The following is a 26,402-nucleotide window of genomic DNA, read 5'->3' as shown; positions in this document are numbered from 1 at the left end:
GGAGGAGAGGGGGATGGTGGTAGAAGGCGGAAATAGCTATTATATGTTGCCAGCGCGTGTTATAGTAGGTGTAATCCGGAATTTTATTGATAATTTTGACGCTTTAAATCAATCATTCATATTCAGCTATGAGCGCAATTAAGGAAACGAATTTTAAATTTCCGGGTCAAACAAGTTTTTACAGAGGTAAGGTCAGGGACGTTTATACTATCGGCAATAAATATCTTGTCATGATTGCAAGTGACCGGATTTCAGCATTTGATGTAATCCTTCCGGAGGCTATTCCTTATAAAGGACAGGTACTGAACCAAATTGCTGCTAAATTTTTACATGCTACGCAGGACATTGTTCCTAATTGGGTGATAGATGTTCCGGATCCCAGTGTTACTATTGGTAAAATCTGTGAGCCGTTCAAGGTTGAGATGGTCATCCGGGGATACCTGGCCGGACATGCCTGGCGTGAATACAGTGCAGGCAAGAGAACCTTGTGTGGTGTAGAGCTTCCCGAAGGCTTAAAAGAAAACGATAAATTACCGGAGCCCATTATTACGCCGACAACAAAAGCCGCTGTAGGGCATGATGAAGACATTTCCAGAGAAGAGATATTAGAGCGCGGGGTTGTTTCGGAAGAAGACTACGTACAACTTGAAAAATATACACGCCTGCTCTATAAGAGGGGAACAGAAATTGCAGCTGAAAGAGGCCTGATCCTCGTGGATACCAAATATGAGTTTGGAAAGGCCGAAGGAAAGATTTATCTGATTGATGAAATACATACTCCGGATTCATCACGGTATTTTTATTTAGATACCTACGAAGAGCTTCAGGAAAAAGGGGAGCCTCAGCGTCAGTTATCTAAGGAGTTTTTGAGACGTTGGCTGATTGAAAATGGATTCCAGGGGAAGGAAGGGCAGTCGGTTCCTGTTATGGATGCGGACCTGGTTTCATCTATTTCTGAACGCTATATAGAACTGTATGAACACATTACCGGAGAGCAATTTAGAAAAGATAACACAAATAATGTTTTCAAACGTTTAGAAGATAATATTCTGGAGAGCATCAATCGTTTAAATTGAAAATATTTTATAATATTGTATACGAAGTACCAGAAACCATAGAAATATGAAATTTACTATTGACAAACACGAGAAATATGTGCTGTTTAAGCTGGATGAGACGAAATTAAACAGTCTTGTTTCGCCACAGTTAAAGTCGGAATTAATTCTGATCAATACGGAAGGGAAGCGTAATATTATCCTTGATCTCTCTTCAGTTAAATATTCCGATTCGTCGGGGTTGAGTAGTTTGCTTGTCGGGCACCGTTTGTGTAAAAATTCTTCCGGATCTTTTGTTATTACCGGCATGAGTGAAAACCTTGAACGATTGATCACTATTTCTCAATTAGAAAACGTATTGAATATAACACCGACAGTTGAAGAAGCAATAGATCTGATCTTTATGGAAGAGGTTGAACGGGATTTAAAAAGAGAGGCAGAGTAAGCGCTGCATTGGATGAATGAGATTTGATGTTACTATTCTCGGAAGCAGTTCTGCAACGCCCATATTTAACCGAAATCCAACTGCTCAGATCCTGAACGTAAATGAGCGGCTTTTTCTTATTGATTGTGGTGAGGGTACTCAACAGCAGCTTTTACGGAATGGTATAAAAGCTCAGAGGATAAATTATATTTTTATAAGCCATTTGCATGGCGACCATTATCTCGGGCTGGTAGGCTTACTTTCGTCTCTGCACCTAAACGGACGGGTTAAGCCAATAGGCATTTTTGGTCCGCCTGAGCTGAAAGAGATTCTCGAAATCCAGTTTAAATACTCACAGACCGAATTACGTTACCCAATTATTTTTCAGGCAACTCAAACCGAAACTCCGGAAGTTATTTTTGAGAATAATGACATAATCGTCGAAACGATACTTCTTGAACACCGAATCCCCTGTACCGGGTTTAAGTTCTCTCAGAAGAAGCGTCTGCGAAAGGTCATAAAGGAGAAAGTTGATTCGATTGGTATTCCTGTGGATATGATACCTCTTATTAAAGCAGGTGTTGACTATAAGGATAAACAAGGGAATGTTTACCCGGCGTCTGAATTGACTACAGATCCTGATGAACCCAGGTCTTATGCTTATTGTTCTGATACTATCTGTAACTGGTGTTATCTCGATCAGATAAAAGGGGTTAATACCCTTTATCACGAATCAACATTTATGCATGATATGCTTCAGAGAGCTCAAGATACTTATCATACAACTGCATTACAGGCTGCTGAAGTTGCATTGAAGGCAGGAGCAGAGCAGCTGCTGCTGGGACACTTCTCAGCCCGCTATCGTGAGCTCGATCCTCTTTTGGAGGAGGCTAAGGCTATTTTCCCTAATTCCAGACTTGCCCTGGAAGGTCACACTTTTGATATTTAGAGAGATTACTTTGTGGGGTGGTGGTTGAACGTTGCTCCATGCGATTGAGAGCAGGGCTTAAAATATTATTTATTTAAGCCCTGCTCTCAATCTCTGTATTAGTCTTTTTTACCTCCGAAAACTGAAAAGCTGACATAACGTTTGGGGTGTGCTTTCAGATCTATCATTAACTTATCCAGGTTTTCTGCTGCGTTATTGAGGTTGTTATACAACTGATCATCGTTTACCAGTTTGCCTAAAGAACCATGGCCTGTGTTTACTTTATCTATTGCCTGCTGGAGATCGGCTACCGCTTTATCCGCATTCTTCATGGTCTGTTCAAAGTTCGCACGTGCAAACTGATCGGTAACTGATTGAAGATTCGTCATGACGGCGCTAATCTTCTGATTATTGTTACGGAGATTTGTTGAGATAGACTCCATGTTGGCGAAGATTGTTGTCAAACGATTCTGCTGAGCTCCGACCATCCCGTCGACAGTTTTTGTCGTAGATTCAAGGGTATGCAGTATATTGGCAATACTCGCAAAACTGCTATTGAAGTTCCTTTGGAATTCGGGGCTTATGGTGTTGTTTAAAGAAGTTAAAATAGAGTCAAGCCGGCCTATCATTGCTTCTGCTTTCTGCTGTACCGGCTTTACCTGTTGAAGAAGGTCTTTTTGCACATTTGCATTAAGCGTATCGCCGCTTTCCGCATATTTATTACTATTACCAAGCTCAAACACGATTGCTTTGCTTCCAAGCAGACTCGTGCTCTCAAGCCTCGCTATGGTGTTTGATGGAATTTCATAGTCAGGGTTAATTTTCAGCTGAGCGACAATCCGGCCACTTTCCTGTAGCTTTAAGCTGGAAACCCTGCCGATCTGAAAGCCGTTTACAAGAACAGGGTTTGAGACTGAAAGACCTTCGACGTTATCATAGGATGCATACAATTCCTGTTCCCGTGAAAAAACATCGTTCCCTTTTAAAAAGCTGTATCCCAAAATTAAAACAGCAATAGCAACTGCTGCGAGTATACCTACCTTGGTTTCGTTCGTAATCTTCATTGAAGTAATCTTTACTGATATTTTCAGTTATCTCTGTTTATTTAAAACTAAATATATTTCAATATTATAAACTCCAACATAGCCTGAAGGTTTCAAAAGCGATAAATATTAGTCTTTTTCCACTTGCTTTTTGTATGTCTGAACTGCTTTTAACAGACAACTTACGATTTCGTTCTGCCCATTTTCTGAAACCATATATTCTTCCTCTTCCGGATTACTGATAAAGCCTATCTCGGTTAAGACTGCCGGCATGCCGGCCTTTGCCAGAACTGCGAGGCTTTGCTCTTTCACTCCCCGGTCAATTCTGCCAGTGGAGATGTATTCATTCTGTATCAGCGTTGCCAGGCGGATACTCTGTTCACGGTATGCGTTTTTGAGCAGTGAGAATATGATGATACTTTCAGGATCCTTTGGATCATAGCCTTCGTAATTTTCCTCGTAATCTTTTTCCAGCAGGATGGATGCATTTTCCCTGATTGCTGTATTCTGCTCGTCAAGCCTTCCGAATCCTGATACGAAAGTTTCGACGCCTTTTGATGCAGTACGGTTTCGCATATTTGACGGCATAGAATTACAGTGTATGGAGATGAACATATCGGCTTTTAATTTATTGGCCAATCCTATTCTCTCATACAAAGGGATAAAAACGTCTTCTGTACGGGTATAGACCACTTTAACCTCGGGCAGAGCCTCAGAGATTGCTTTTCCCAGACGAAGTGCTACCTGCAACGCAACGTCCTTCTCCCTCGCTATCAGACCACGTGTTGCGCCGTCTTTGCCGCCGTGACCGGCGTCTATAACAATCGTCTTTATACGATATGGCGGTATTTTGTAGTTATTACTAAATGAAACAAATGGGAAAAACAGAAATAGAGCGAGTAATCCGGAAACTAATCTTTTCAATGGTATTATTTTCATTAATTTTGAGCCGTATTGTATCATTGCAAAAATAATATTCGTCTTTAATTTTGAAATCCGTCAGAAGCTTTTTTGTGAGACATCTTTTCATCTTTTCGCTACTATTTGTAGCCTTTAATCTTAAAGCTCAAAATGCGCCCCGGAGAGTAAATACTACTGTATCTGATACGATACGTACTGATTCTATAACGACAGATTCTGCAAAAACTGATTCTGTCAAATTGAAAACAGCCACCGGATTGAATTCTGAGATCAAGTATACGGCAGAAGACTCAATAAAGTTCAGTGTAGATGGAAGTACTATTTATTTGTACGGGAAGGCGAGGATCTATTATGAGGAGCTTGAACTGGACGCCGACTATATCAGGATAGAGCAGAAAACGAAGATGCTTTTTGCCGCCGGAAGGAAAGATAAAAATCAGATATACAGGGGAAGGCCAATATTTAAACAAGGTTCGGATGCGCCTGTTAATACCGATTCGCTGATATTTAATTTCGAAACCAAAAAAGGAAAGGCATTTGGTACTGCTACCTCGGCAGACGAGGGATATATCCAGGCGAGGCAGTTTAAGAAAAACGAATTTAATGAAGGATTTCTGAAAGACGGGATCTATAGTACCTGTAGTCTGCCCGAGCCTTATACTCACTTTGGTATCCACATTCACAAAGGAATTATAACAGAGAAGCAGGTAATGGCCAAATCTGCCTACCTGGAGATTGAGCACATCCCGATATATTTTGCTTATCTGCCTTTCGGTTTTTTTCCAAAAACGAATAAACGATCCTCGGGATTCAGATTTCCTACATTTGGTGACGATGCCAGCCGGGGATTTTACATGCAGGGGATAGGATGGTATTTCGGTATTAATGATTACTGGGATGCCGATGTGACGGGGACGCTTTATTCAAAGGGGTCTTATGATATAGGAGTTATCGGGCGGTATAAGAAGAATTATAAGTATAACGGGAGTGTGAATCTTCGTTATGCGTCTACTAAAAATCCCAACGCGATAGAAGGTACTCCGGAAAACTCAGCTACAAAAGATTTTAGAATAACCTGGACACATTCGCAGGACCAGGCGGCCAGGCCAGGATCTAATTTTAGTGCTAATGTGGATTTTGGTACAAGCGGTTACAACAGAAATACTGCGGCGGGGGGAACATATAACTATGGATCGCTGGTGCAAAACACCATGTCTTCCGGTATCAACTATTCTACCAGTCTTTTTGATGGACTCTTCAGCTTTTCAAGTTCATTGAGACATAGCCAGGATTTAACAAATAAGACAGTTTCGTTAACGTTGCCTTCATTCAACTTAGGACTGGCGCAGCAGTTTAATCCGTTTGATTCTAAAAACCGTACTGGCGAACAAAAATGGTATCAGAGGATTGCACTGAATTACAGTATGTCTGGGGATAACTCTTTTTCCGGTCTTGAGAACCAGGTGTTTAAGAAAGAAGGCCTGAAGAAATATACCACTAATATCCAGCATAGCATTCCCATCAGTATGAGTTTAAATGTGATGAAGGTATTGCAGTTTAGTACTAACGTAAATTATAATGAAAGCTGGGTTCTTAAAACGATTAATAAAACATATGATCAAAATCTGGGAACAGTAAGAACAGATACTGTCAACGGCTTTGCGAGGATCTATAACTACTCTATGGGGGGGAGTTTTTCAACCAAGGTGTATGGTATCTTTAAGTTTAAGAAGGGAAATCTGGTTGCTCTGCGTCATGTTATGACGCCCAATGTAGGTTTCTCTTACAGTCCTGACTTTACAAGCTCAAGATTTGGTTTTTATAATACAATTACAAATTTACCTACCGGAAACAGTCAGTTTGCCGATTCTATCAGAACTGTCTATGCGAATCAGATGCAATACTCCCGTTTTTTGACCGGCAGTGGTGGCGGCAGAAGTGCGTCTATTAATTTCAGCCTTCAGAATACTATCGATGCAAAAAAGAAATCGACGAGCGATACCAGTACCGCGACCCAAAATGTGCCGATTATACAAGGTTTAAACTTTTCCGGGAATTATAATTTCGCTGCGGACTCTCTTAAGTTGTCCACAATCAACTTTGATGGCAGAACGGCTTTGTTTAAGCAGAAGATTGGAATTTCATTCGGGGGAACGTTTGATCCTTATAAGGTAGCTATTTCAAAATACGGAACTGCTACGCGCATAAATCAGTTTACGCTTGAAGACGGGAAATTAGCCCGGTTGACGAACCTTCGTCTTTCGACGGATTTTAGCTTTAACTCATCGGCGCTCCAGAAGCGCAATGAAGAGTTGCGAAAAAAACAGGATGATCCCAATCTGACGCCATCGCAGCAACAGGATATCAGGAGCATTCTGATGAATCCCAATTATTATGTGGATTTTAATGTGCCCTGGAACTTCAGTGCTTCTTATAGCTTTAATTATTCTAATGATGGAATCAGATCCACTATTTCGAATACTTTAAATTTTAACGGAGACTTCAGTCTGACTCAGAAATGGAAAATTTCGTTCAATTCCGGATATGATTTCCGGCAAAAGGAAATTGCCACTACACAATTCAACATAAGCCGGGACCTCCATTGCTGGGACTTCACTGTTGGCTGGACACCATTTGGATTATATAAGAGTTATAATATCAATTTGAGGGTTAGAGCTTCCGTGTTACAAGATCTAAAGCTGACCAGAAGAAGTACGATGTTGTCTCCGTATTCCACTTCTTATTAAATATTCAATCATGTTAGCAGAAATAATAACTATCGGCGATGAAATTCTGATCGGCCAGATAGTGGATACCAATTCCGCGTGGATTGCGCAGAAACTAAATGAAAACGGTATCCGTGTGAAACAGATCACATCCGTTTCAGATGAACGTTCTCATATCCTGGAATCTTTAAAAGCGGCCTCACAAAGAGCTGATCTCATTATTATTACCGGAGGGCTGGGACCAACGAAAGATGATATTACCAAGAAGACCCTGGCGGATTATTTTGGAGTTGGGTTCAGAAGTGATGCTGATGCGCTTGAGGATGTAAAGAAAATCTTTGCCGCCTCCAACAGACCTCTTCTGGATGTAAATATCCGGCAGGCTGATGTTCCGGAGAACTGTACGGTGCTGCGAAATAAGAATGGCACTGCCCCCGGCATGTGGTTTGAATACAACTCCAGGGTTTATGTTTCTATGCCGGGTGTTCCTTTTGAGATGATGTATCTTGTGGAAGAGGAAGTGCTGCCGAGGGTAAAGGCTCACTTCAGGCTTTCAGCTATTGTCCATTACAATATACTTACAGCCGGAATAGGAGAGTCTTTTTTGGCCGAAGCGATAGCCCCTGTTGAAAATGATCTTCCCCCTTATATTAAACTTGCTTATCTTCCCAAATTAGGCCAGGTGCGCCTCCGCTTAAGTGCATACGGAGAGAATGAAGAGAAGCTGAGGCAAGAGGTGGAGAGTTATGCTGAAAGGATCAGAAGTATTATCCAGGAGTATGATGTGGTGCATGATGATAAACCATTGGAGAAGGCTGTTCTCGATTATATGCAACAGATGGGAGTAACGCTGGCAGTAGCAGAAAGTTGTACAGGAGGATATCTGTCTCATTTGATTACTCAGCACCCCGGATCGAGTGAAGTATTTCTGGGAGGGGCAATAAGCTATTCCAATGACCTCAAAAAGACTATGCTGAATGTGTCCGATGAAACTCTTGCCAGATTTGGTGCCGTGAGTGAAGAGACCGTAAGAGAGATGACCGCGGGGGCTTTAGGCAATTACCATTCGGATTATGCCATCGCTATAAGCGGTATTGCAGGCCCCGGGGGAGGTACTCCTGATAAGCCAGTGGGAACAGTATGGGTTGCTGTTGCCGGCAGGAACAAAGTCGAGACGCGGAAATTTATGTTTCCCGGGAGAAGGCAGCAGAATATAGAAAGAGCTGCGGTCAATTCGTTAATAATGCTTTTGAAATTAGTAAGAGAAGACCACGGTTAAGTGGCAAAAAGCTTTATTTTTGCAGGGATACCAATTTATATAGTATGGCTCACTTTGAATTATTACTTCCAAAGATGGGTGAAAGCGTTGCGGAGGCTACCATTATCAAATGGTTAAAAAATCCGGGCGACATCATCGAGGAAGACGAACCGGTAGTTGAAATAGCTACTGATAAAGTCGACTCAGAAGTTCCATCTCCTGTTTCAGGTAAACTAGTCAGACACCTAGTTAATACAGACGATATTGCACAGGTTGGATCTGTTATTGCCCTGATTGAAACCGGTGATGATGCGGAAGCCGAAATACAATCTCCTGAAGTTTCTTCTGAAGACCATCTTCCGGTTTCTCAGCCGGAACAAATCCCGGGCGTAGAAGCACTGGAGCCGGATCTTAATTCCGCATTCAGAAGTCCTGCACCATCTGATGGCAACCGGTTCTATTCGCCACTGGTGAAGAGTATTGCCGCTGAAGAGGGGATTACTCCTGAACAACTCGATGAAATACCCGGGACAGGAGCGGAAGGCCGGGTAACTAAACAAGATATTTTAGATTTCATAAAGAACAGGAAGAAAGCTGTATCTCCGGAGACTCCTAAACGAGAGCCGGTACCGGTAACGCCTTTCAATCATCCACCTGCGTTTGAGCAACCGGCTGCGTCAGTTAGCCGTCAGGCTCCGGTTGCTTCGGTGCCTGTTTCCGGAACTGATGAAATTATCGAAATGGACCGGATGCGGAGGATCATTGCTGAACACATGGTGATGAGCAAGCAGGTATCGCCGCATGTTACGTCGTTCATTGAAGCGGATGTTACCAATATTGTGAAATGGCGCGAGAGGATTAAATCATCATTTGAAAAGAGGGAGGGCGAAAAGATCACATTTACTCCTGTATTTATACAAGCAGTAGCTAAGGCAATTAAAGAGATGCCGATGATCAATGTATCCGTTGATGGTACGAGGATTATTAAGCACAGGGATATTAATATTGGTATGGCGACAGCTTTACCATCCGGCAACCTGATTGTCCCGGTAATAAAGAACGCCGATCAGCTGAATCTTGTAGGGTTGACGCGGGCTGTGAATGATCTGGCTGCCAGATCCAGGAATAACAGACTTCAGCCTGATGAAGTGCGGGATGGCACTTTTACGCTCACTAACATTGGTTCTTTCGGAAATATCATGGGAGTCCCGATCATTAACCAGCCGCAGGTTGCAATTCTTGCTGTAGGGGCTATTCAAAAGAAACCTGCTGTTATAGAAACGGAATTCGGTGATGTTATTGCTATCCGGCATAAAATGTACCTCTCTATGTCGTATGATCATCGTGTAGTTGATGGTGCGCTGGGTGGAATGTTTATAAAAAAGGTGGCCGACTACCTGGAAGCATGGGACGTTAATTACAATATTTAATCATAATTGTGATCTTCATCATCTCATTTTAACGTGATATTCCTTTTGTTTGCACCGGAATATTAAACTATAAAATGAAGATTGAATACTATCAAATCAGAAGGACAGCACTGATAGCGGTTTTGACTCTATCAATTGCCGTCCTTTCTTGTTTAAGAACGTTTGCACAGGAGCATGTTGAGGGAAAACATGAAGAAGATGAAGAAAAAGGTGCTCATAAAATCACATTGGGGATTGGTCATGCGCATGTGCACGAGGGAATAGAACAAGATGAGAAAAAGTGGCTGGTAATGGGTTCCTGGGCTCTTAACTATGATTATCTTTTTAATTCGAAATGGTCTTTAGGCTTACACAATGATCTGATCCTGGAAGACTTTACAGTGGAAAAGCAATCAGGAGAAGAGGAAAACATGACTTTGGAGCGGGAGCGTCCTATTGCAACAAAACTGGTTGCTTCGTTCAAACCCGGAAAGCATCTGAGTTTTATGCTGGGCGCTGGTGATGAAATAGCAAAAGGAGAAAATTATTTCCTTACAACAGCAGGGCTTGAATACGGACTTCATATCCCCGGGGGATGGGAGTTCGGAGCAGAACTTTCGTATGATGTTAAATGGAAAGCGTATGATACCTGGATCCTGGGATTCGGTATCAGCAAGGTGATCCCGGGACATAGGAAACATCATAACAAAGGTTAATAATAATTATTTCAAGTATCTAAGGCGCCGCAGAAGGCGCCTTTCTTTTTAATAATTTATATTTATTTCACTACCTTGTATCTGAATTGTCAGAAATTTAGAGAATACTGCCTATGCTAGATATCGTCATTGAAGCGCGCCGTGCTTCTATTGCGCCAGGAATGGATGTAAAACGGATCCTGCCTTTCAGGCTCAGGAGAATGGTTGGTCCATTTGTATTTATGGATCACGCAGGTCCTGTCAGTTTGCAGCCACAGGCTGCGGCGTCAATTGATGTACTGCCACATCCCCATATAGGACTATCTACAGCTAGCTATTTGCTTGAAGGGCAGGTGACGCACCGGGACAGTCTGGGGGTGAATCAGATTATCCGCCCGGGTGAAGTGAACTGGATGACCGCAGGAAGCGGGATTTCACACTCGGAGCGTTTTGAGGACCCTTCCGTTCTTGCAGGCAGTTCTCTTGAGATGATCCAGACGTGGGTGGCATTACCAGAGAAAGATGAAGAATCAGCGCCTTCATTTGATAATTACAAGCCGGAGGTTCTTCCTGTGTTTACAGAAAAGGGGGTATGGATGCGTCTGATAGCCGGCGATGCTTACGGTTTGAAAAATTCGGTTAAAACCCATTCTCCGCTTTTCTATATTCATGTTGAATTGGATAAAGGGGCCAGGTTCGGACTGCCGGGAGGCCATGCTGAAAGAGGTATATATATAGCAAAAGGAGTAATCGCGATTTCCGGCCAGCTTTATAATGCCGGGCAGATGCTCGTATTCAAAAAAGGAGCGGATCCGGTTATCATTGCAACAGAAGCATCTACTCTGATGCTGCTGGGAGGTGAGCCTCTGGGAGAGCGTTATATCTGGTGGAACTTTGTTTCCTCGAGAAAGGAGAGAATTGAGCAGGCAAAAGCCGACTGGAAAGAGGGACGGATCCTACTGCCGCCAAATGACAACCATGAATTTATCCCCCTCCCCGAAGACCGGTTTAAAACGCGGGGAGGCCCGTCCCCGGAAATTTTATCGTAAACGCCGGTATCTCCGGCGTTTTGAGGATCTATTTTTCAAAGACAGCTATTGACCTTGATTCCAATACGTAGTATGGCTTGGGGTTAGATTGGGGTTCTTTTAAAAAAGCCTTTCCATTTTCTGCTGCAGTATCGATGATCCTCTTCCAGGGGCCGGGCTCCATGAAACTAAATTTCTGCTTTTCCCAATGCGAATTTACCATCACATACAAATCGGGTTCGTTAAATGATCTGCCTGAGAGATGCCATGCAAAACATCTTAATTCTTTATCGAAGCCTATCTGACCATTACACCCATACCACTTTACATCTTCGCGCCAGAAACGACTGCGGGAAACTGACTTGCGCTGCTTCCGGAATGAAATCAGCTGTTTGACAAACTCAAAATGCTCATTCATAAGCTCCTTCCGGCTCCAGTCGATCCAGGTAGTCTCATTATCCTGATTATAAGGATTGTTATTTCCCTTTTGAGTATTCAGAAACTCGTCGCCGGAAAGGATCATTGGAGTTCCGTTTGAGAGCATCAGCAAAGTCATGAAATTTCTTGCCTGGCGTTTTCGAAGCTTCATTATCGGAGGCGGGACAATTCCATCTCCTTCCCACCCGCAATTCCAGCTATAGTTGTGTTCATGCCCATCCTGGTTGTTCTGCCCATTCGAGAAGTTATGTTTATTGTTATAAGATACCTGATCATACAGGGTAAAGCCATCGTGGGAGGTAAGATAGTTAATACTCTGATACGGGTGATAGGCATTGTAAGGATCGTCAGGAAACAGATCATCGCTGCCGTAGACCCTTTGAATTGCCTTACCTGCGAAATCAGGATCACTGCGTACAAACCGCCTGATGTCGTCTCTGAACCCCCCGTTCCACTGGTACCAGCTTACCCCAGGAAAAGCCCTGCCAAGCTGGTATAGTCCGCCTGCGTCCCATGGTTCTGCAATCAACCGGACATCAGCCAGGTAGGGCTCTGCTGCGATCTGGTCGAAGATGGGAGAGGAGCCGATGCTGCCATCTGATTTCCGGCTGAACACGGAAGCCAGATCAAACCTGAAGCCATCTACATGCATTTCTTTTACCCAATAACGCAGGCTGTCCATGATAAGCTGCTGGACGGCAGGATGATCAGTACGGAGGGTATTGCCGGTGCCACTGTAATTGACGTATGGATTACCGAGGTGATCTTCCATCAAATAGTAGGTACTATTGTCTATACCTTTAAAAGAGTAGGTAGGCCCGGCCATATCCCCTTCGGAAGTATGATTAAATACAACATCGAGTATGACTTCCAGACCTGCTTTATGAAGCTCGCGGACCATTGTCTTGAATTCTCTGATGGCGCCGCCCGGACTGTTGTCGGAAGTATACGAATGATGCGGAGCAAAAAAGTTAAGGGACATATATCCCCAGTAGTTTTTTTCTGTTGGGTCGAACTGATGAACAGGCATCAGTTCGACGGCTGTTACGCCCAATTCCTTCAGGTAAGGGATTTTCTCAATTACTCCTGCGTACGTTCCTCTTTTTTCGGAAGAAACATCGGAATTCGGATTCCGGGTAAAGCCCTTAACATGCATCTCGTAGATGACCAGATCGTGCTCGTGCCTAACCGGTTTGTCGCCCTGCCAGTCAAAATCTTCTTCGCTGCTGATCATTCCTAAAGGAGCCTTTCCATCATTAGATCCTGATTGTTCTGCCGCGTCCCTGCTAAACTCAGGAGGGAAGATTACTTCCCTTGCATATGGGTCAAGTAATATTTTCTGAGGGTCAAACTGGTGCAGATAATCCGGTCCGTTACCGAGAGGGCCTTCAATACGATATCCGTAGAATGCCGCACCTTTTAGTTCAGATCTTTTGATCCTGTAGTGCCAGATTCGTTGAGATTTGTTTCTAAACGGATCAAGCCGGACTGTCACAACCGGAACCTTGTATTCGTTTTCCTTATATAAAAGAAGAGTTACAGAAGATGCGTGTTTAGAATAGATTGCAAAATTGTATGCATCCTCTTCAGGTATAAACGAGATACCTAGGGGATGAGGAGCTCCTTCCTGTGAATACCATAATTTCATTTCAATGCAAATAAATAATAATTAACGTATTTTCTGCAATAATGTGTCTGTTTTACACCATATATATGGTGTGAGAGGACTAATAACTAAACTTTGGTCAGGCATCTGGTGTTATTATGTACCAGATTCTTAAAAATGAGAAGCAAAGCACATATCAAGACTCATCCTATACATCCCATGCTTATCCCTTTTCCGACAGCATTTTTGACTGGTACCTTTCTTTTTGGGGTATTATCATTTTTTACTGGAAAAGATGATTTATGGCACGCTGCGGGGTATATGGAGGCTGCCGGAATTATTTCTGCTTTGATCGCCGCAGTACCGGGTATTGTAGATTTCAGGTATACTGTTCCGCCTGATAGCTCAGCTAAAAAAAGAGCCGCAAAACATGGTATTATCAATACAGGAATGCTTTTGGTTTTCATAACCGCATTCCTGATCAGAGCAGATGAAATTTCGTTATGGGTCATTGTGCTGGAAAGTGTTGGAATGGTTATGCTGGTGGTTGCCGGCTGGATGGGAGGAACCCTGGTGCACAGAAACCAAATCGGGGTTTTTAACCGGTATGCAGACAGTGGCAAATATCAGGAAGCTTATGCTGTTATTAAGGGCGGTATTGTAGAAGCGGGTGATGTAAACGAACTGAAAAATGACCAGATGAAATTGATCCTGGCAGGGAAGAAGCGGATTGTTTTAGGGAAAACAGAAGGCGAATATGTAGCGTTTGACGATCGTTGCAGCCATAAAGGCGGCTCACTGGCAGCGGGGGTACTTATCTGTAAAACAGTTCAGTGCCCCTGGCACGGATCTCAGTTCTGTGTTAACGATGGTTCTGTAAAAGCGGGACCCGCAAAAGAAAAGATCAATACCTATACAGTTATGGAAAAAGAAGGTAAGCTCTATATTAAAGTTTAAGGAACCATAAAATTCAGCTTTCTGCCTTCAATTGAAACAGTAATTGTTTTTGGCTCTTTTAGCCTGATCAGTTCGTCATCAACATGAACAAGCTCTCCATGCCATTGGAGTTCCAGCTTTTTAGCCTTTATTATCTCCGCGTTGTAGGGGATGAGTGATCCGTTAATCTTTCTCTTCAGGTAATTTTCAAAGGTTTGTTGCTGCTCTTTTTTGAGCAATACCAGCTCTAGTGTTTCGTCGGCAGGATTAGCAACCGATGCCAGGTGGAGATTAGGGCCTATGGAGCCAATATTCATTGCTTCAACTAAGATATACTCTCCTGAATAATCCTTTCCGTCGGCTATGATCTGACAGTGTATTGCTTCAAAACCGGCAGTAATGGAGGTCAGCTTGTTTAAAGCGATTTTTAATTCCTCTTCAGGACTTTTATCTTCTTCTCCCTGATGCTCTTCCATTTGCTTCATTAGCTCCGGAAAAACTCCGAATCCGAAGCCCTCGGCAAAGAAGCGTGCTCCTGGAAGATTATCTATATTCCAAACATCAATGCTCTGCACATGCATTTCTGCCCATGATTTTATGACATCGCTGATATTCACTGAATAACCGAGGTTTCTGGCGATGTTATTGGCTGTTCCCATTGGTAAAATAGTTAAAGGAATATGGAACAGGCTGGTCTTATTGAGAAGGAGTTGTTTTGCGACTTTTCTGACGGTTCCGTCTCCGCCGGCAATGATAATGAAGTCGGTACCTTCACCAAGAGAGTCCATACCATTTTCTTTTACGGGAACATAATGGCAAATGTATCCTTCCGATTCAATCATTCTTAGCAGGGCGTCTTTGTCATGGTCTTCGTCTCCCGCCCCGGGATTGTGAAGGAGTGTCGCGGTTTTCATCAAGTTCTGAAGTGTTTTACTTAAAACATAGTAGTGATTTTTTGGTTGGCATTAAAGATCAATAATTTTTACTTATGAGAATTCTGATTACAAATGACGATGGTATTTATAGCCCGGGAATAGCGGCTTTAGCTAAAGTTGCCCTGAAATTCGGAGAGGTTCGCGTAGTAGCACCGGATGTTGAACAATCTTCCATGGGACATGCAGTTACTCATTCACGACCGCTGAGCTATAAAAAATCGCCTATTGAATTTGAAGGAATAGAAGCGTACAGGGTAAATGGTACACCCGCAGACTGTGTTGCTTTAGGAACTCATTTATGGACTAAAACGGATGTCGTACTTTCCGGGATCAATATGGGGCCTAATCTGGGAAACGGCATGTGGCATTCGGGTACACTGGCTGCTGCCAAGCAAGCTGTATTGCTCGGGATAAAAGGAATCGCTCTGAGTACTCCTGTGGGTAAAACAGAACCAGACTTCGAGGCCCTCGCTCCGTTTGTAGAAGAATCGTTGGAACTTCTGCTGGATCGTCCGGGGCTTTCTTTGTTTAACGTGAATTTTCCTGAGAAACCTAAAGGAATGCGATGGACCAGGCAGTCCGTCCGCCTGTACGACGGAACAATTGTTCCCGGAACGGATCCTCTTGGAAGAAAGCATTATTGGTTCACTGTAACACCCCTGGAACCTGCAGATGAGGGGACTGACAGATGGGCCGTGGAAAACGACTATGTTTCCATCACTCCCCTCCGTCTTGATCTCACTAATGAAGAAGAACTGAAGAGCATGCTTGAGAAGGAGGGCACGGAATATCCGATTGCAAAATAGTATTTCTCATGTAGCTTTACTATTGGCATGTTATTGGTTTTATATTAAATATGAAGGAGATAACGAAAAGAATACTTGCAGTGGACGATAATCCTGCGATACTTGACGCATTAAATGAGATTTTATCGTTTGAAGGATACGAGGTCGTCACTCTGTCGGATGGTAATTCTATTTTTGAAACTATCGCAGAAACGCATCCTGACCTGATATTGCTTGATGTAATGCTGGATGACCTGGATGGCAGGGATATCTGTCACGCAATTAAATATGATAAAAATACGCATGATATCCCTGTCATTCTTATCTCGGCTACTCACGGATTGGAAGATATTCTAAAGGATCCGGGAGCTCCCAATGATTTTGTTGCCAAGCCTTTTGATATACATTACCTGTTGTCAAAAATAGACACCCATCTCCATAGGGCCGCCTGAACTAAATTATTCCGGCGAACTTTCCGTCCATACCCGAGTATATCCGCCTGATAGCCTGGTCGACTGCTCTTTGATCATTTTCTTCAGCTATTTTCCTAAAATTTTCCAGCACCGAAAAAGCGTATTGAACTGCCCCTGCTGAATATCTTTGATCTTGTGTATTCAAGCTGCTGTAATATTTCAATTCTGCATGAATAAAGTTGGTGGCAGACAGGATTATTTGGTTCGCTTTTACCGGCTCTTTCAGATTATAAAGATTCAATGCTGTTTGAATTTTATTCGCTGTATCGATCAGGTCAGAATCTTTCTGTGGTAATACTTTAAGCGCTTTCGCCATCACTTTTCTGGCCATTTCCTGTTTCCCATCGGCAATCAGGTTTGCTGCAAGTGTGTTCATGGTATCCCATGTGTTCCTGGAGACACGTTTAGATTCGGGGTCAAGATAGGAGGCTTTCTTAAATGAATCCAGTTTAAACTTACTGATGATATTGCTATATAAAGCTGCTGCGTTTATGTTTTCCGGCTTATTACGCTGATTATTCTGACCTCCATTAAAAGGCAGCAGACGGTATGCGTATCCTTCAAGGTAAAGATAGCGGTCGAGACCGAAATAGCTGTCATCGGGCAACGAAGTAGCAAAATACACTGGTCGCTTCCAGTTATTGTGTGCCAGGATATCGATCAGGGCGAGATCTGCCCTTGTTAGGTAACTGCCAGGGAATGTCCATTCCATTTTATCTGCGACGTTTGACAGCTCTGATTGATTAACTGTTCCTGTTTTTACAATCTGCTTTTTGTCGACAGTTATCCTGAACTTTTTAGTTGGTAAAAAATTCATACGAGACCCATCCTGCATTTCAACCTTGTCGTTTTCATTGTCGGAAATGAGAACATCAAAGAGATCTTTTAACTCTACGGAGTCACTGAGGCCATAATCAGCAAAAGGGATAAAATCGCGGGTACCTTTTCTGTACTTGTCTTTCGCCATGGTAAGGGGAAGAGGGGCGGAGGAATGTAATTTTTTCTTTAACTGATCGATATAGGAATCATCATATATCAATTGTAAATTAACGATCCTCACATCAGGACGAACGCCTTCAACTTCCTGCACGTACCATAGGGGGTAAGTATCATTGTCTGCATTGGTAAAAAGGATGGCATTAGGAGCGCAGGACTGAAGATAATTTACAGCCATATCATGTGCAATGTAGTTGTCTGAGCGGTTATGGTCATCCCAGCCTTCTGTTGCCATAATAACAGGGGCAGCAAGCAAACATCCGGCTACAGAAAGTGATATGCTGAGATTTTCACCTGCAATACGTTTGAATAGATTGATGAGTCCGGGAACTCCCATGCCGATCCAGATTGCGAATGCATAAAAAGAGCCGACATAGGCATAATCGCGTTCTCTCACTTCCTGGGGACCCTGGTTCAGATAGAGAATAATGGCAAGACCCGTAAAAAAGAATAAGATAGTGATCACTATAGCGTCACTTCGCCGCTTTTTGAAATGAAACAGCAAACCAATTAAACCGATTATCAAAGGCAGCGCAAAAAAACGGTTGTATCCTTTGTTTTGGGTTATACTCAAGGGTAATTGATCCTGAGAACCCAGATGCATCTGGTCCAGTGGCTTGATGCCGCTTAGCCAGTTGCCGTTGGTTCTTTCGCCGTAACCCTGGTTGTCATTTTGTTTTCCGGCGAAGTTCCAGAGGAAATATCGCATATACATAAATCCGGTCTGGTATGAAAAGAAAAATTTCAGGTTTTCGGTAAAGGTCGCTTTTTCATTTTCGGAAAGACCCAGCCATCTTCTGTATGCAGGTATATAATCTGGCCGCTGACTATAAATACGGGGGAAAATAGTAGTGCGGTCATATAATTCGGTATTCCTGCTTCCGGCTATTTCATACTTATCATCCCCTTTTCTATATAGTTTGCCTTTTTCGGTAGTGCCGGAGACCTGAGAGTCAAAGTAAGGTCCATAAAATAAGGGTGTATCGCCATATTGTTCACGGCTGAGATATCCTAACAATGAAAAGGCATTATCCGGATTGCTGATGTTAATGGACGTTTTTGCACTCGCCCTGATAATGAGCAAGGCATACGAGCTATACCCGATCAGAATAAAACTGATGGAAAGCAAAGCGAGGTTCAGCCCCGGTTTGTTTTTCTTAAGAGAATAGATTATGCCGCCTGCAAGTGAGGCCACAATGACGGCGCCAAAGAATATAGCGCCGGATCCAAACATCAGGCCAAGTGAATTGACGAAGAATAATTCAAATTTAGATGCGATGAGGACCATGTACTGGACAACTACGAATTGTATAAATCCGAGTACTGCACATCCCGCCAGAAGAGCCAGAAGCATTCTTCCTGTAGTGTGACGGGTATTCTTTTTAAAATAATAAAGGACTGCAATCGCAGGTATAGTAAGGAGAGTGAGCAAATGAATACCTAAAGATAGTCCTGTAAGATAAGCAATAAACAGCAGCCATCTTGAAGCTGTTGCTTCATTTGCTTCTGCCTCCCAGCGCAGGATGGCCCAGAATGTTACGGCTGTGCATAAAGATGAGAGAGAATACACTTCTGCTTCAACAGCAGAAAACCAAAAAGAATCAGAGAATGTATAGGCAAGTGCACCTGTAAGGCCGGCACTTAAAACGATCAGCTGTTGCTTAAAAGAACTGAGCTTAGTTTCGTCGGCCGCTTTCCGCGCGAGCGCAGTGATGGTCCAGAATAAAAACATAATAGTGCCTGCACTTGCTACAGCCGAACCGGTGTTCATCCAGAAGGCCACCTGATTTTTCTCAGCTGCGAGAAGAGTGAATATTTTGCCGATCATCAGGAATAAAGGTGCACCTGGCTGGTGCCCTACCTGTATATGGAAGGCAGTTGAAATGAATTCTCCGCAATCCCAGAAGCTAACAGTTGGTTGTAGTGTTAACATGTACACCGTAAGTGCAGTCAAGAAGCAAATCCATCCGAAAAGAATATTAAGAATGCTGAACTTTTTCATACTTGCAGAGAGTTTTTAAAGGAGTGGTTTTGAATAATGAAAGAATGGTTTTAGAAATATAATCAAGAAGTAATTTCCTGAAATTCATGCCGGTTTGTTTTATTTTCTAAATTAAGATTTTATATTCGATAATTTTACAAAACTTATTCTCAAATGCAAATTGACTGGTCAGGAACGGGCGGAAGCCGAAATAGTAAAAATATACAGGTGTTGAAGAAGTTGGCTCTAAGTGTTTGTCTCTCTGTTGTTTTGCTGTCCTGCGGTAGCGTTAAAAAGCAGAAGCAGACAGATCAATCTTTTCCGGTTGCTAACGGAGCTGAGCTGGAGCTGATATCAAATTCCTTCAGTTTTACAGAGGGGCCGGCATCGGATAAAGATGGAAATGTGTTTTTTACCGATCAGCCCAATAACAAGATATGGAAGTATGATATTAGCGGCAAGCTGACGCTTTTTAAGGAGAATGCCGGAAGGGCAAACGGAATGTATTTTGCGCCTGGTGGCAAACTGATAGCCTGTGCAGATGAGCATAATCAACTTTGGGCTCTTTCACCGGATGGTCATGTTAAAGTTCTTGTTGATCAGTATCAGAACCGGAAGCTGAATGGTCCTAATGATGTATGGGTAAATAAAAAAGGGGTGATGTATTTCACAGATCCGTATTATCAGAGATCTTATTGGACGAGGAAGTCGCCGGAACTCGCGCATCAGGGGGTATATATATTAAGAAAGGGGGAATTGCCCCAAAGTATAGATGACAGCCTGAAACGTCCCAATGGAATTGTTGGTACACCGGATGGAAAGTACTTATATGTGGCAGACATAGAAGCAGGAAAGACGTACCGGTATACTTTAGCCGCCGACGGCTCAGTAAGAGATAAAAAGCTTCTGATAGAGCAGGGATCAGACGGGATGACGCTGGATAACTTTGGAAATATCTATCTTTCCGGAAATGGCGTGACCGTTTATAATTCGTCCGGTATCAGGATAAAACATATTCCGGTACCATCGAAATGGACAGCAAATGTTTGTTTCGGCGGCCGCAATAAAGACTGGCTCTTTATTACGGCCACCGAGAGCCTGTACAAGATAAAAATGCAGGTACGGGGCGTATCTGAATAGGCGTTCAGCCCTGATCAGATTGTGGGTTTTCCTCCTGTCACCGGGATTGTTGCTCCTGAGATATAGCTTGCCTCCGAAGAGGCCAGCATCACATAGACTGCAGAAAGTTCTACCGGCTGGCCAGCCCTCTGAAGTGGCACATCGGTTCCAAATGATTCGACGTCGGGCATCGTGGCTGGAATAAGAGGTGTCCAGATAGGACCGGGAGCAACACAATTAACCCGGATACCTTTCTCCCCAAGCAACTGGGCAAGACTGGCGGTGAAGTTTTGAATAGCTCCCTTAGTGGCTGCGTATGGTACCAGAATGGGTTTGGGATTATAAGCGTTGACAGAAGTGGTATTAATAATGGAACTGCCCGGATTCATATAAGGCTCTGATGCTTTGCACAGGTAAAACATCGAGTAAATATTGGTTCGGAAAGTATAATCCCACTCTTCGCTGCTAATTTCCTGAAGGGAGTTTCTGGCCATCTGATAAGCTGCGTTATTCACGAGTATATCTATTTGTCCGAATTCATTAACAGCCTTTTCGACAATCTGAATACAATGATCTTCATTTCCAATATCGCCCCGAACGAGTATCGCTCTCCGGCCTGATGCTTCAATTAGGGCAGCGGTATCCTCTGCATCCTGATCCTCATCCAGATAGGATATCAGAATATCTGCTCCTTCCCGTGCGAATGCAATAGCAACGGCACGGCCTATGCCTGAATCGCCGCCTGTTATAATGGCTTTTTTTCCTTTCAGCTTCCCTGTCCCTTTGTATGTTTCTTCTCCGTGGTCGGGTTTAGGGTTCATTTCGGACGTTATTCCCGGAACCCGTGACTGATGTTGTGAAGGCTGCGACGATGGATACTTTTCCGTTGGATCTTCTGAATTAGTGTTTGGTGAGATGTTCATAGCTTATTTTTTACAGATAGATAGATGAATAACGGATAATTATCCATGATGTTTAGCTTTCCTGGGCTCATCCAAACAATCACGTATTTCTAACAGATTGCTACTTATCTAAAACAAGGAATCTGCTTAGTTATTTATATGAAAGGCTATCTTTGAAAAAATAATTTAAAATCTTATTGCGGATGAACTGGATACCCGATCCTCAACGTTACGAAAAAATGAAGTATAACCGCTGTGGTAAAAGTGGATTGAAGCTTCCGGCTATTTCTCTGGGACTCTGGCACAATTTCGGAGATGATACATCTCATAGGACAAAGCAGGCTATTTGCCGGACTGCTTTCGATTCAGGGATTACACACTTTGATCTTGCCAATAATTATGGGCCTCCTCCCGGAAGCGCAGAACTGGCATTTGGAAGGATTTTGCGGGAAGATTTTGCAGGCTGCAGAGATCAGCTGATTATATCATCAAAAGCCGGATACAATATGTGGGAAGGGCCTTACGGCGAGTGGGGCAGCCGGAAATATCTGATTGCAAGCTGTGATCAGAGTTTGAAAAGAATGGGACTTGACTATGTCGATATCTTCTACTCGCATCGTTTTGATCCGGAGACTCCTTTGGAAGAAACGATGATGGCACTGGATCATATCGTCCGCTCCGGAAGGGCTTTATATATAGGAATATCTTCTTACAATTCTCAGCGAACCCGCGAGGCTGTCAAGATATTGAAGGAGCTCGGAACACCCTGCCTGATACATCAGCCGAGTTATTCGATGCTGAACAGGTGGATTGAAGAGGATGGCCTTGCTGATACTCTTGAAGAACTTGGTGTCGGATCCATCGTTTTTTCGCCCCTGGCACAGGGCATGCTAACGGATAAATACCTGAAGGAGATTCCAGAAGATAGCCGGGCAACAAAGGGAAAATCGCTGAACCCTGCTTTTCTGAGTGAAGAGAATCTCAGCAATATCCGTGCATTGAATGCTATTGCACAGCACAGGGGGCAGACCCTTGCTCAAATGGCGATAGCGTGGGTCTTGAGAGGTGAACGGATAACATCGGCGCTTATAGGCGCAAGCAAACCTGAACAAGTGACCGACTCTGTAAGGGCGCTGGAAAACCTTACTTTCTCTAAGGCCGAACTTGCTGAAATTGACCAATATGCCAAAGACGCTTCTGTTAACATATGGGCCAGATCGGCTGAACTTAAATAAGCATTAAGGATTCCGGACTGTAACTTAGCTATCCTGAATGAAAAGTGAAAATTTATAATAGCAGTGGCCCTGTTTTGAAAAAACAGGGCCACTGCTATTAATTACACCTTATGATATTCCTGACAAGTATCAGATATTTTTATGTATCTTATCGTTCATTTTCTCCTTTTCCAGCAGTAGTTTTGCAGGACATCACGATGAGTGAAGATTTCTAAACGTTTCGCTTAGTGTAAGCTGTTCATTAACAGCTCTGTTATTTTCAGTATCAATGAGATGATAAAGCAGTGTGTAATTGTTTTTGGTTGTCTTGCCCTCGGTGAATTTGCCGTAAGCATGACCGGGCTTAAATTGCCCTCCAGTATTATAGGTATGATCCTCCTGACCGTCTTTCTGAAGTTGGGATGGATTAAATTAAAATCCGTGAAGGGCATATCCGATTTTCTGGCTAAAAACCTCGCCCTGTTCTTTGTTCCATCCGGAGTAGCAATTATGCTTTATCTTGATATTCTGAAGGATTCGCTTTTACCCATTATTGTTGCTTCCATTGGAAGCACGATCATTATTTTAGCCGTAACAGGGTGGGTGCACCAAATAATCAGGAAAAAGTTATGAGTACCTTTCTTCAAAATCCCATCTTCATCATCTCCTTTACTTTCTTCTGCTATTATGTAGCGCAGGAGATACAGAAGAGGACCAAACTGATCATTCTGAATCCAATCCTGGTATCGATAATCATTATTATTGTTTTTCTATCCATATTCCATATTAAGTACGAGGTTTATCATGAGGGAAGCAAGCTTATTGAGTTCTTTCTGAAGCCTGCTGTAGTGGCACTTGGTGTACCCTTGTACCAGCAATTGGAAAAGATCAGAAAGCAGACACTTCATATTGTTGTGTCTGAACTGGCGGGCTGTATAGCTGGCATTGTCAGCGTAGTTCTTATAGCGAAGCTGCTTGGGGCTCCGAAAGAAATAGTCTTTTCATTAGCGCCAAAATCTGTTACTACTCCGATTGCCATAGAAGTATCGAAAGCCATAGGAGGAATTCCTCCGCTTACAGCTTCGGTTGTGATAACAGTCGGAATCTTTGGGTCTATATATGGATACGCCATTATGAAATGGATCAAAGTACATAACCCAGTATCTCAGGGCTTGTCTATGGGCACCGCAGCCCATGCTGTCGGAACTTCTAAGTCAATGGAAATAAGTCCCACTTTCGGAGCTTTCTCAAGCCTGGGATTGATTGTAAATGGCATCTTTACCGCTATTCTTACGCCTTATATTATCGAAATAATGAGCTTGTGGATAAAATTTTGAAGTCTTTGAAAATTCCGAAAAAAAGCTCACTTATCCTTAAAAATTGCCGTAACACGCCCTTCAAAATGGCGCATTCACACCTTTGAACGTTTATCTTTAGTGCTTATTTTTGTATATAACCTCGTGGTTGATTGATTTAAAAGTCTTTAAATCAGAATGTTTTAGAGTTGACAAAAAAAAGACATTTACCTGGAAAGTTATTTCTATGTTTGTTTAACACTGTTAAATAGATTATCAGGTAAACTGATGGGAAGCAAAGAGAGAATACAACGCTTAAAAGACGAAAACCGGATTAACATCCTGGACGCGTCCCTAGAGATAGTGAAGGAGGAAGGGTGGCAGGCGTTGAGCATGAGAAAGATTGCAGACAAGATAGAGTATACTGCTCCCATGATCTATGAGTATTTTGCAAATAAGGAAGCAATTTTACTTGAGCTCTCAAGAAGAGGAAATATGCTGCTTTTGAGAAGAATGCGGGAGGCAAAAGATTCCAGGTCAAAGCCTGAGAAACAGTTGGAAGCAATGTGGCTTGCTTATTGGGATTTTGCTTTTGAAGAGAGAGAATTCTATCAATTAATGTTTGGAGTGGGTACCTCCTGTTGTGCCCTCAATAAATCCAAAGAAGGAGAGGAGGCATTCCGAATGGTGTGTTCTGTAATCCGTGAAGTTATGAAGGGGCAGGATCCTTCAGATGAAGAAGTTTGCAGAAAGTATTATACTTTCTGGTCTATCATACATGGTCTTATTTCAATTAATCTCGTTAACCGGGGAGTTTGTGATAAAGACAACCAGCATATTTTAACAGAGGCGATCCGCGGGATCACTCTTTCGCTTAAGAGCTAAAAAAAATTTATACGTCTTATAAGAGTCGTAAATAATTTAACGCTGTTAAGCTGTCCTTTAAAATTTCTCCGATAGGGAGAGCTCACATTCATTAAATATTCTTACCACAATTACATAATAGAAAATGAAAACGCATCGATTTTATGTCTATCTGCAATCCTACCCTACACTATCTAACGCTGTTAAACACTTTAATGATGTTATGAAGGCCGCCATTTTTGTCATGGTGTTATTTTTATTCGGGTGTTCCTCTGATCAAAATGCTCAAATGGGCGCAGCTCCTCCGCCGTCTTTACCTGTGTGGGAAATTAAGCAGGGTTCGGAAGTGACTTATCAGGAGTATCCAGCCTCTATTGATGGAATTGTTAATATAGAGATCCGTCCGCAGGTTGAGGGTATCCTTGATCAGGTTTTAGTGGATGAGGGTGCATTCGTTCAAAAGGGGCAGGCTCTCTTTAAAATAAATGACAGGCCGTATCGGGAGCAGTTGAATGCTTCCAGAGCTAGTCTCAATGCGGCAGAGGGGGCAGTAGAGAACGCACAACTGGAGGTAGAAAAACTAAAGCCACTAGTAGAGAACCATGTCGTATCAGATTTTCAGATTAAATCCGCCCGTGCGGCTTACCGCGTGGCTTTAGGAAATCTAGAACAGGCGAAAGCAAACGTTGCTGCTGCGAAGATAAATCTGGGATATACAGTTATTACAGCTCCGGTGAGTGGTTATATAGGCCGCTTACAAAAAAAGCAGGGAAGTTTACTTAGTCCTTCCGATATGCAACCGCTTACACAACTATCCGATGTACACGAAATGCACGCATACTTTTCTATCGGCGAAAGTGACTTTGTTACGTTCAAGGCACAATACCCCGGTGCTACTTTAAAACAGAAGTTAAACAACATGCCGCCAGTTAGTCTGATTTTATCCGACCAAAGTACTTACCCATTTGAAGGGAAGGTAGATATGGTTGATGGTCAATTTGATAAAAATACAGGCGCAATCACCCTGCGGGCAAGTTTTCCTAATAAAGAGGGGTTACTGCGTGCTGGAAATACCGGACGGGTAAAGTTAGCTTTGCAGCATAGTAATGCACTAATTGTCCCTCAATCTGCAACGATCGAAATACAGGACAAGATTTTTGTTTACGCTTTGGGTGACAGCAATAAGGTAAATAAAAAGCCGATCTCCGTAATTGGTAAAAGTGGTCCAAACTACATTATCAGCGAGGGCCTGAAATCGGGAGATAAAATTGTTTACAAAGGAATTGAACATCTTCAGGAAGACCAGGTAATAAAGCCGGAACCTTTGAAACCGGAAGACCGCAAACTTACAGCACTCAATTAAATAGAAGA

The 26,402-nt window shown here is 42.8% G+C and carries 23 protein-coding genes; 17 read left to right on the top strand and 6 right to left on the bottom strand.

All coding sequences use genetic code 11. The annotated features are described in order from the left end of the window. Window positions 1–128: 128 nt before the first annotated feature. Genes DDR33_RS12225 through DDR33_RS12215 form a run of 3 tightly spaced genes read left to right on the top strand, consistent with a single transcriptional unit; the run spans window position 129 to window position 2,428 of the window. The gene (locus tag DDR33_RS12225; protein WP_109416078.1) at window positions 129–1,076 is read left to right on the top strand and encodes a phosphoribosylaminoimidazolesuccinocarboxamide synthase; all 948 of its coding nucleotides are present in this window, start codon (window positions 129–131) and stop codon (window positions 1,074–1,076) included. Between the two features lie 46 nt (window positions 1,077–1,122). Beyond that, window positions 1,123–1,500, top strand: a complete 378-nt coding sequence (locus DDR33_RS12220; RefSeq protein WP_109416077.1) for an STAS domain-containing protein — start codon at window positions 1,123–1,125, stop codon at window positions 1,498–1,500. Between the two features lie 16 nt (window positions 1,501–1,516). Beyond that, on the top strand, window positions 1,517–2,428 hold the full coding sequence (locus DDR33_RS12215; protein WP_109416076.1) for a ribonuclease Z: 912 nt from the start codon (window positions 1,517–1,519) through the stop codon (window positions 2,426–2,428). 98 nt (window positions 2,429–2,526) lie between these two features. Here the strand turns inward: DDR33_RS12215 and DDR33_RS12210 are convergent, their stop codons facing one another. Then, on the bottom strand, window positions 2,527–3,471 hold the full coding sequence (locus tag DDR33_RS12210; protein WP_109416075.1) for an MlaD family protein: 945 nt from the start codon (window positions 3,469–3,471) through the stop codon (window positions 2,527–2,529). Window positions 3,472–3,579: 108 nt separating this feature from the next. Continuing rightward, window positions 3,580–4,389 carry an N-acetylmuramoyl-L-alanine amidase family protein gene (locus DDR33_RS12205; protein WP_109416074.1) on the bottom strand — a complete coding sequence of 270 codons (810 nt, stop codon included), beginning with the start codon at window positions 4,387–4,389 and terminating at the stop codon, window positions 3,580–3,582. Window positions 4,390–4,463: 74 nt separating this feature from the next. On the opposite strand from DDR33_RS12205, the gene DDR33_RS12200 reads away from it, so the two are divergent. The 5 genes from DDR33_RS12200 (at window position 4,464) to DDR33_RS12180 (ending at window position 11,508) form a co-directional block, all read left to right on the top strand. Further along, complete coding sequence (locus DDR33_RS12200; RefSeq protein WP_238387783.1) at window positions 4,464–7,118, top strand: putative LPS assembly protein LptD; 2,655 nt, start codon at window positions 4,464–4,466, stop codon at window positions 7,116–7,118. Between the two features lie 10 nt (window positions 7,119–7,128). Next, window positions 7,129–8,376: a competence/damage-inducible protein A gene (locus DDR33_RS12195; RefSeq protein ID WP_109416072.1), complete on the top strand. Its 1,248-nt coding sequence runs from the start codon at window positions 7,129–7,131 to the stop codon at window positions 8,374–8,376. Window positions 8,377–8,420: 44 nt separating this feature from the next. Further along, a complete protein-coding gene (locus DDR33_RS12190) occupies window positions 8,421–9,785 on the top strand; it encodes a dihydrolipoamide acetyltransferase family protein (protein WP_109416071.1) in 1,365 nt (454 codons plus the stop codon). A 74-nt stretch (window positions 9,786–9,859) separates the two neighbouring features. Next, entirely contained in the window at window positions 9,860–10,480 is a 621-nt protein-coding gene (locus DDR33_RS12185) for a hypothetical protein (protein ID WP_109416070.1), read from the top strand. A gap of 113 nt (window positions 10,481–10,593) precedes the next feature. Beyond that, a complete protein-coding gene (locus DDR33_RS12180) occupies window positions 10,594–11,508 on the top strand; it encodes a pirin family protein (protein WP_109416069.1) in 915 nt (304 codons plus the stop codon). Window positions 11,509–11,536: 28 nt separating this feature from the next. Here DDR33_RS12180 and glgX read toward each other — a convergent pair whose 3' ends face one another. Beyond that, on the bottom strand, window positions 11,537–13,573 hold the full coding sequence (gene glgX / locus DDR33_RS12175) for a glycogen debranching protein GlgX (protein ID WP_109416068.1): 2,037 nt from the start codon (window positions 13,571–13,573) through the stop codon (window positions 11,537–11,539). A gap of 135 nt (window positions 13,574–13,708) precedes the next feature. On the opposite strand from glgX, the gene DDR33_RS12170 reads away from it, so the two are divergent. Then, window positions 13,709–14,488 (top strand): DUF2231 domain-containing protein, encoded by a 780-nt coding sequence (locus DDR33_RS12170; protein ID WP_109416067.1) that lies wholly within the window; start codon window positions 13,709–13,711, stop codon window positions 14,486–14,488. Here DDR33_RS12170 and DDR33_RS12165 read toward each other — a convergent pair. After that, window positions 14,485–15,381: a diacylglycerol/lipid kinase family protein gene (locus DDR33_RS12165; protein WP_109416066.1), complete on the bottom strand. Its 897-nt coding sequence runs from the start codon at window positions 15,379–15,381 to the stop codon at window positions 14,485–14,487. The two genes, DDR33_RS12170 and DDR33_RS12165, sit on opposite strands and share 4 nt — an antisense overlap. Window positions 15,382–15,455: 74 nt before the next feature. Between DDR33_RS12165 and surE the strand changes: the two genes are divergently transcribed. Continuing rightward, the gene (gene surE, locus DDR33_RS12160) at window positions 15,456–16,208 is read left to right on the top strand and encodes a 5'/3'-nucleotidase SurE (RefSeq protein ID WP_109416065.1); all 753 of its coding nucleotides are present in this window, start codon (window positions 15,456–15,458) and stop codon (window positions 16,206–16,208) included. Between the two features lie 50 nt (window positions 16,209–16,258). Next, window positions 16,259–16,639, top strand: coding sequence for a response regulator (locus tag DDR33_RS12155; RefSeq protein ID WP_238387782.1), 381 nt, complete (start codon window positions 16,259–16,261; stop codon window positions 16,637–16,639). Window position 16,640: 1 nt separating this feature from the next. Here the strand turns inward: DDR33_RS12155 and DDR33_RS12150 are convergent, their stop codons facing one another. Further along, entirely contained in the window at window positions 16,641–19,658 is a 3,018-nt protein-coding gene (locus DDR33_RS12150; RefSeq protein WP_238387781.1) for a DUF2723 domain-containing protein, read from the bottom strand. Between the two features lie 153 nt (window positions 19,659–19,811). Between DDR33_RS12150 and DDR33_RS12145 the strand changes: the two genes are divergently transcribed. Next, window positions 19,812–20,777, top strand: a complete 966-nt coding sequence (locus DDR33_RS12145; protein WP_109416064.1) for an SMP-30/gluconolactonase/LRE family protein — start codon at window positions 19,812–19,814, stop codon at window positions 20,775–20,777. Window positions 20,778–20,791: 14 nt separating this feature from the next. Here the strand turns inward: DDR33_RS12145 and DDR33_RS12140 are convergent, their stop codons facing one another. Beyond that, a complete protein-coding gene (locus DDR33_RS12140; protein ID WP_109416063.1) occupies window positions 20,792–21,679 on the bottom strand; it encodes an SDR family oxidoreductase in 888 nt (295 codons plus the stop codon). Between the two features lie 182 nt (window positions 21,680–21,861). Here DDR33_RS12140 and mgrA point away from each other — a divergent pair, with 182 nt between their 5' ends. From mgrA to DDR33_RS12115, 5 genes are all read left to right on the top strand, one after another. After that, window positions 21,862–22,893 (top strand): L-glyceraldehyde 3-phosphate reductase, encoded by a 1,032-nt coding sequence (mgrA, locus tag DDR33_RS12135; RefSeq protein WP_109416062.1) that lies wholly within the window; start codon window positions 21,862–21,864, stop codon window positions 22,891–22,893. Between the two features lie 273 nt (window positions 22,894–23,166). Beyond that, window positions 23,167–23,505 carry a CidA/LrgA family protein gene (locus DDR33_RS12130; protein WP_109416061.1) on the top strand — a complete coding sequence of 113 codons (339 nt, stop codon included), beginning with the start codon at window positions 23,167–23,169 and terminating at the stop codon, window positions 23,503–23,505. Continuing rightward, window positions 23,502–24,209 (top strand): LrgB family protein, encoded by a 708-nt coding sequence (locus DDR33_RS12125; protein ID WP_109416189.1) that lies wholly within the window; start codon window positions 23,502–23,504, stop codon window positions 24,207–24,209. The genes DDR33_RS12130 and DDR33_RS12125 overlap by 4 nt, the downstream gene beginning before the upstream one ends. Before the next feature lie 246 nt (window positions 24,210–24,455). Next, a complete protein-coding gene (locus tag DDR33_RS12120; protein ID WP_109416060.1) occupies window positions 24,456–25,052 on the top strand; it encodes a TetR/AcrR family transcriptional regulator in 597 nt (198 codons plus the stop codon). A 124-nt stretch (window positions 25,053–25,176) separates the two neighbouring features. Next, on the top strand, window positions 25,177–26,394 hold the full coding sequence (locus tag DDR33_RS12115) for an efflux RND transporter periplasmic adaptor subunit (RefSeq protein WP_238387780.1): 1,218 nt from the start codon (window positions 25,177–25,179) through the stop codon (window positions 26,392–26,394). Window positions 26,395–26,402: the final 8 nt, after the last annotated feature.

Origin of the sequence: Pararcticibacter amylolyticus (assembly GCF_003130405.1) — a bacterium.
GTDB classification, from domain to species: Bacteria; Bacteroidota; Bacteroidia; order Sphingobacteriales; family Sphingobacteriaceae; genus Arcticibacter; species Arcticibacter amylolyticus.
Note: the sequence above shows the minus strand (reverse complement) of the source record. Positions and strands in the feature narration are given on the sequence as shown.

Excerpts from the sequence above, each read along its gene's own strand:
- DDR33_RS12205 (WP_109416074.1), bottom strand. The coding sequence starts at position 4,389 with ATGAAAATAATACCATTGAAAAGATTAGTTTCCGGATTACTCGCTCTA.
- DDR33_RS12115 (WP_238387780.1), top strand. The coding sequence starts at position 25,177 with ATGAAAACGCATCGATTTTATGTCTATCTGCAATCCTACCCTACACTA.
- DDR33_RS12145 (WP_109416064.1), top strand. The coding sequence starts at position 19,812 with ATGCAAATTGACTGGTCAGGAACGGGCGGAAGCCGAAATAGTAAAAAT.
- mgrA (WP_109416062.1), top strand. The coding sequence starts at position 21,862 with ATGAACTGGATACCCGATCCTCAACGTTACGAAAAAATGAAGTATAAC.
- DDR33_RS12190 (WP_109416071.1), top strand. The coding sequence starts at position 8,421 with ATGGCTCACTTTGAATTATTACTTCCAAAGATGGGTGAAAGCGTTGCG.
- DDR33_RS12215 (WP_109416076.1), top strand. The coding sequence starts at position 1,517 with ATGAGATTTGATGTTACTATTCTCGGAAGCAGTTCTGCAACGCCCATA.
- DDR33_RS12125 (WP_109416189.1), top strand. The coding sequence starts at position 23,502 with ATGAGTACCTTTCTTCAAAATCCCATCTTCATCATCTCCTTTACTTTC.
- glgX (WP_109416068.1), bottom strand. The coding sequence starts at position 13,573 with ATGAAATTATGGTATTCACAGGAAGGAGCTCCTCATCCCCTAGGTATC.
- DDR33_RS12165 (WP_109416066.1), bottom strand. The coding sequence starts at position 15,381 with ATGAAAACCGCGACACTCCTTCACAATCCCGGGGCGGGAGACGAAGAC.
- DDR33_RS12170 (WP_109416067.1), top strand. The coding sequence starts at position 13,709 with ATGAGAAGCAAAGCACATATCAAGACTCATCCTATACATCCCATGCTT.
- DDR33_RS12155 (WP_238387782.1), top strand. The coding sequence starts at position 16,259 with ATGAAGGAGATAACGAAAAGAATACTTGCAGTGGACGATAATCCTGCG.
- DDR33_RS12180 (WP_109416069.1), top strand. The coding sequence starts at position 10,594 with ATGCTAGATATCGTCATTGAAGCGCGCCGTGCTTCTATTGCGCCAGGA.
- DDR33_RS12210 (WP_109416075.1), bottom strand. The coding sequence starts at position 3,471 with ATGAAGATTACGAACGAAACCAAGGTAGGTATACTCGCAGCAGTTGCT.
- DDR33_RS12195 (WP_109416072.1), top strand. The coding sequence starts at position 7,129 with ATGTTAGCAGAAATAATAACTATCGGCGATGAAATTCTGATCGGCCAG.
- DDR33_RS12120 (WP_109416060.1), top strand. The coding sequence starts at position 24,456 with ATGGGAAGCAAAGAGAGAATACAACGCTTAAAAGACGAAAACCGGATT.
- surE (WP_109416065.1), top strand. The coding sequence starts at position 15,456 with ATGAGAATTCTGATTACAAATGACGATGGTATTTATAGCCCGGGAATA.
- DDR33_RS12225 (WP_109416078.1), top strand. The coding sequence starts at position 129 with ATGAGCGCAATTAAGGAAACGAATTTTAAATTTCCGGGTCAAACAAGT.
- DDR33_RS12220 (WP_109416077.1), top strand. The coding sequence starts at position 1,123 with ATGAAATTTACTATTGACAAACACGAGAAATATGTGCTGTTTAAGCTG.
- DDR33_RS12150 (WP_238387781.1), bottom strand. The coding sequence starts at position 19,658 with ATGAAAAAGTTCAGCATTCTTAATATTCTTTTCGGATGGATTTGCTTC.
- DDR33_RS12130 (WP_109416061.1), top strand. The coding sequence starts at position 23,167 with ATGATAAAGCAGTGTGTAATTGTTTTTGGTTGTCTTGCCCTCGGTGAA.
- DDR33_RS12140 (WP_109416063.1), bottom strand. The coding sequence starts at position 21,679 with ATGAACATCTCACCAAACACTAATTCAGAAGATCCAACGGAAAAGTAT.
- DDR33_RS12185 (WP_109416070.1), top strand. The coding sequence starts at position 9,860 with ATGAAGATTGAATACTATCAAATCAGAAGGACAGCACTGATAGCGGTT.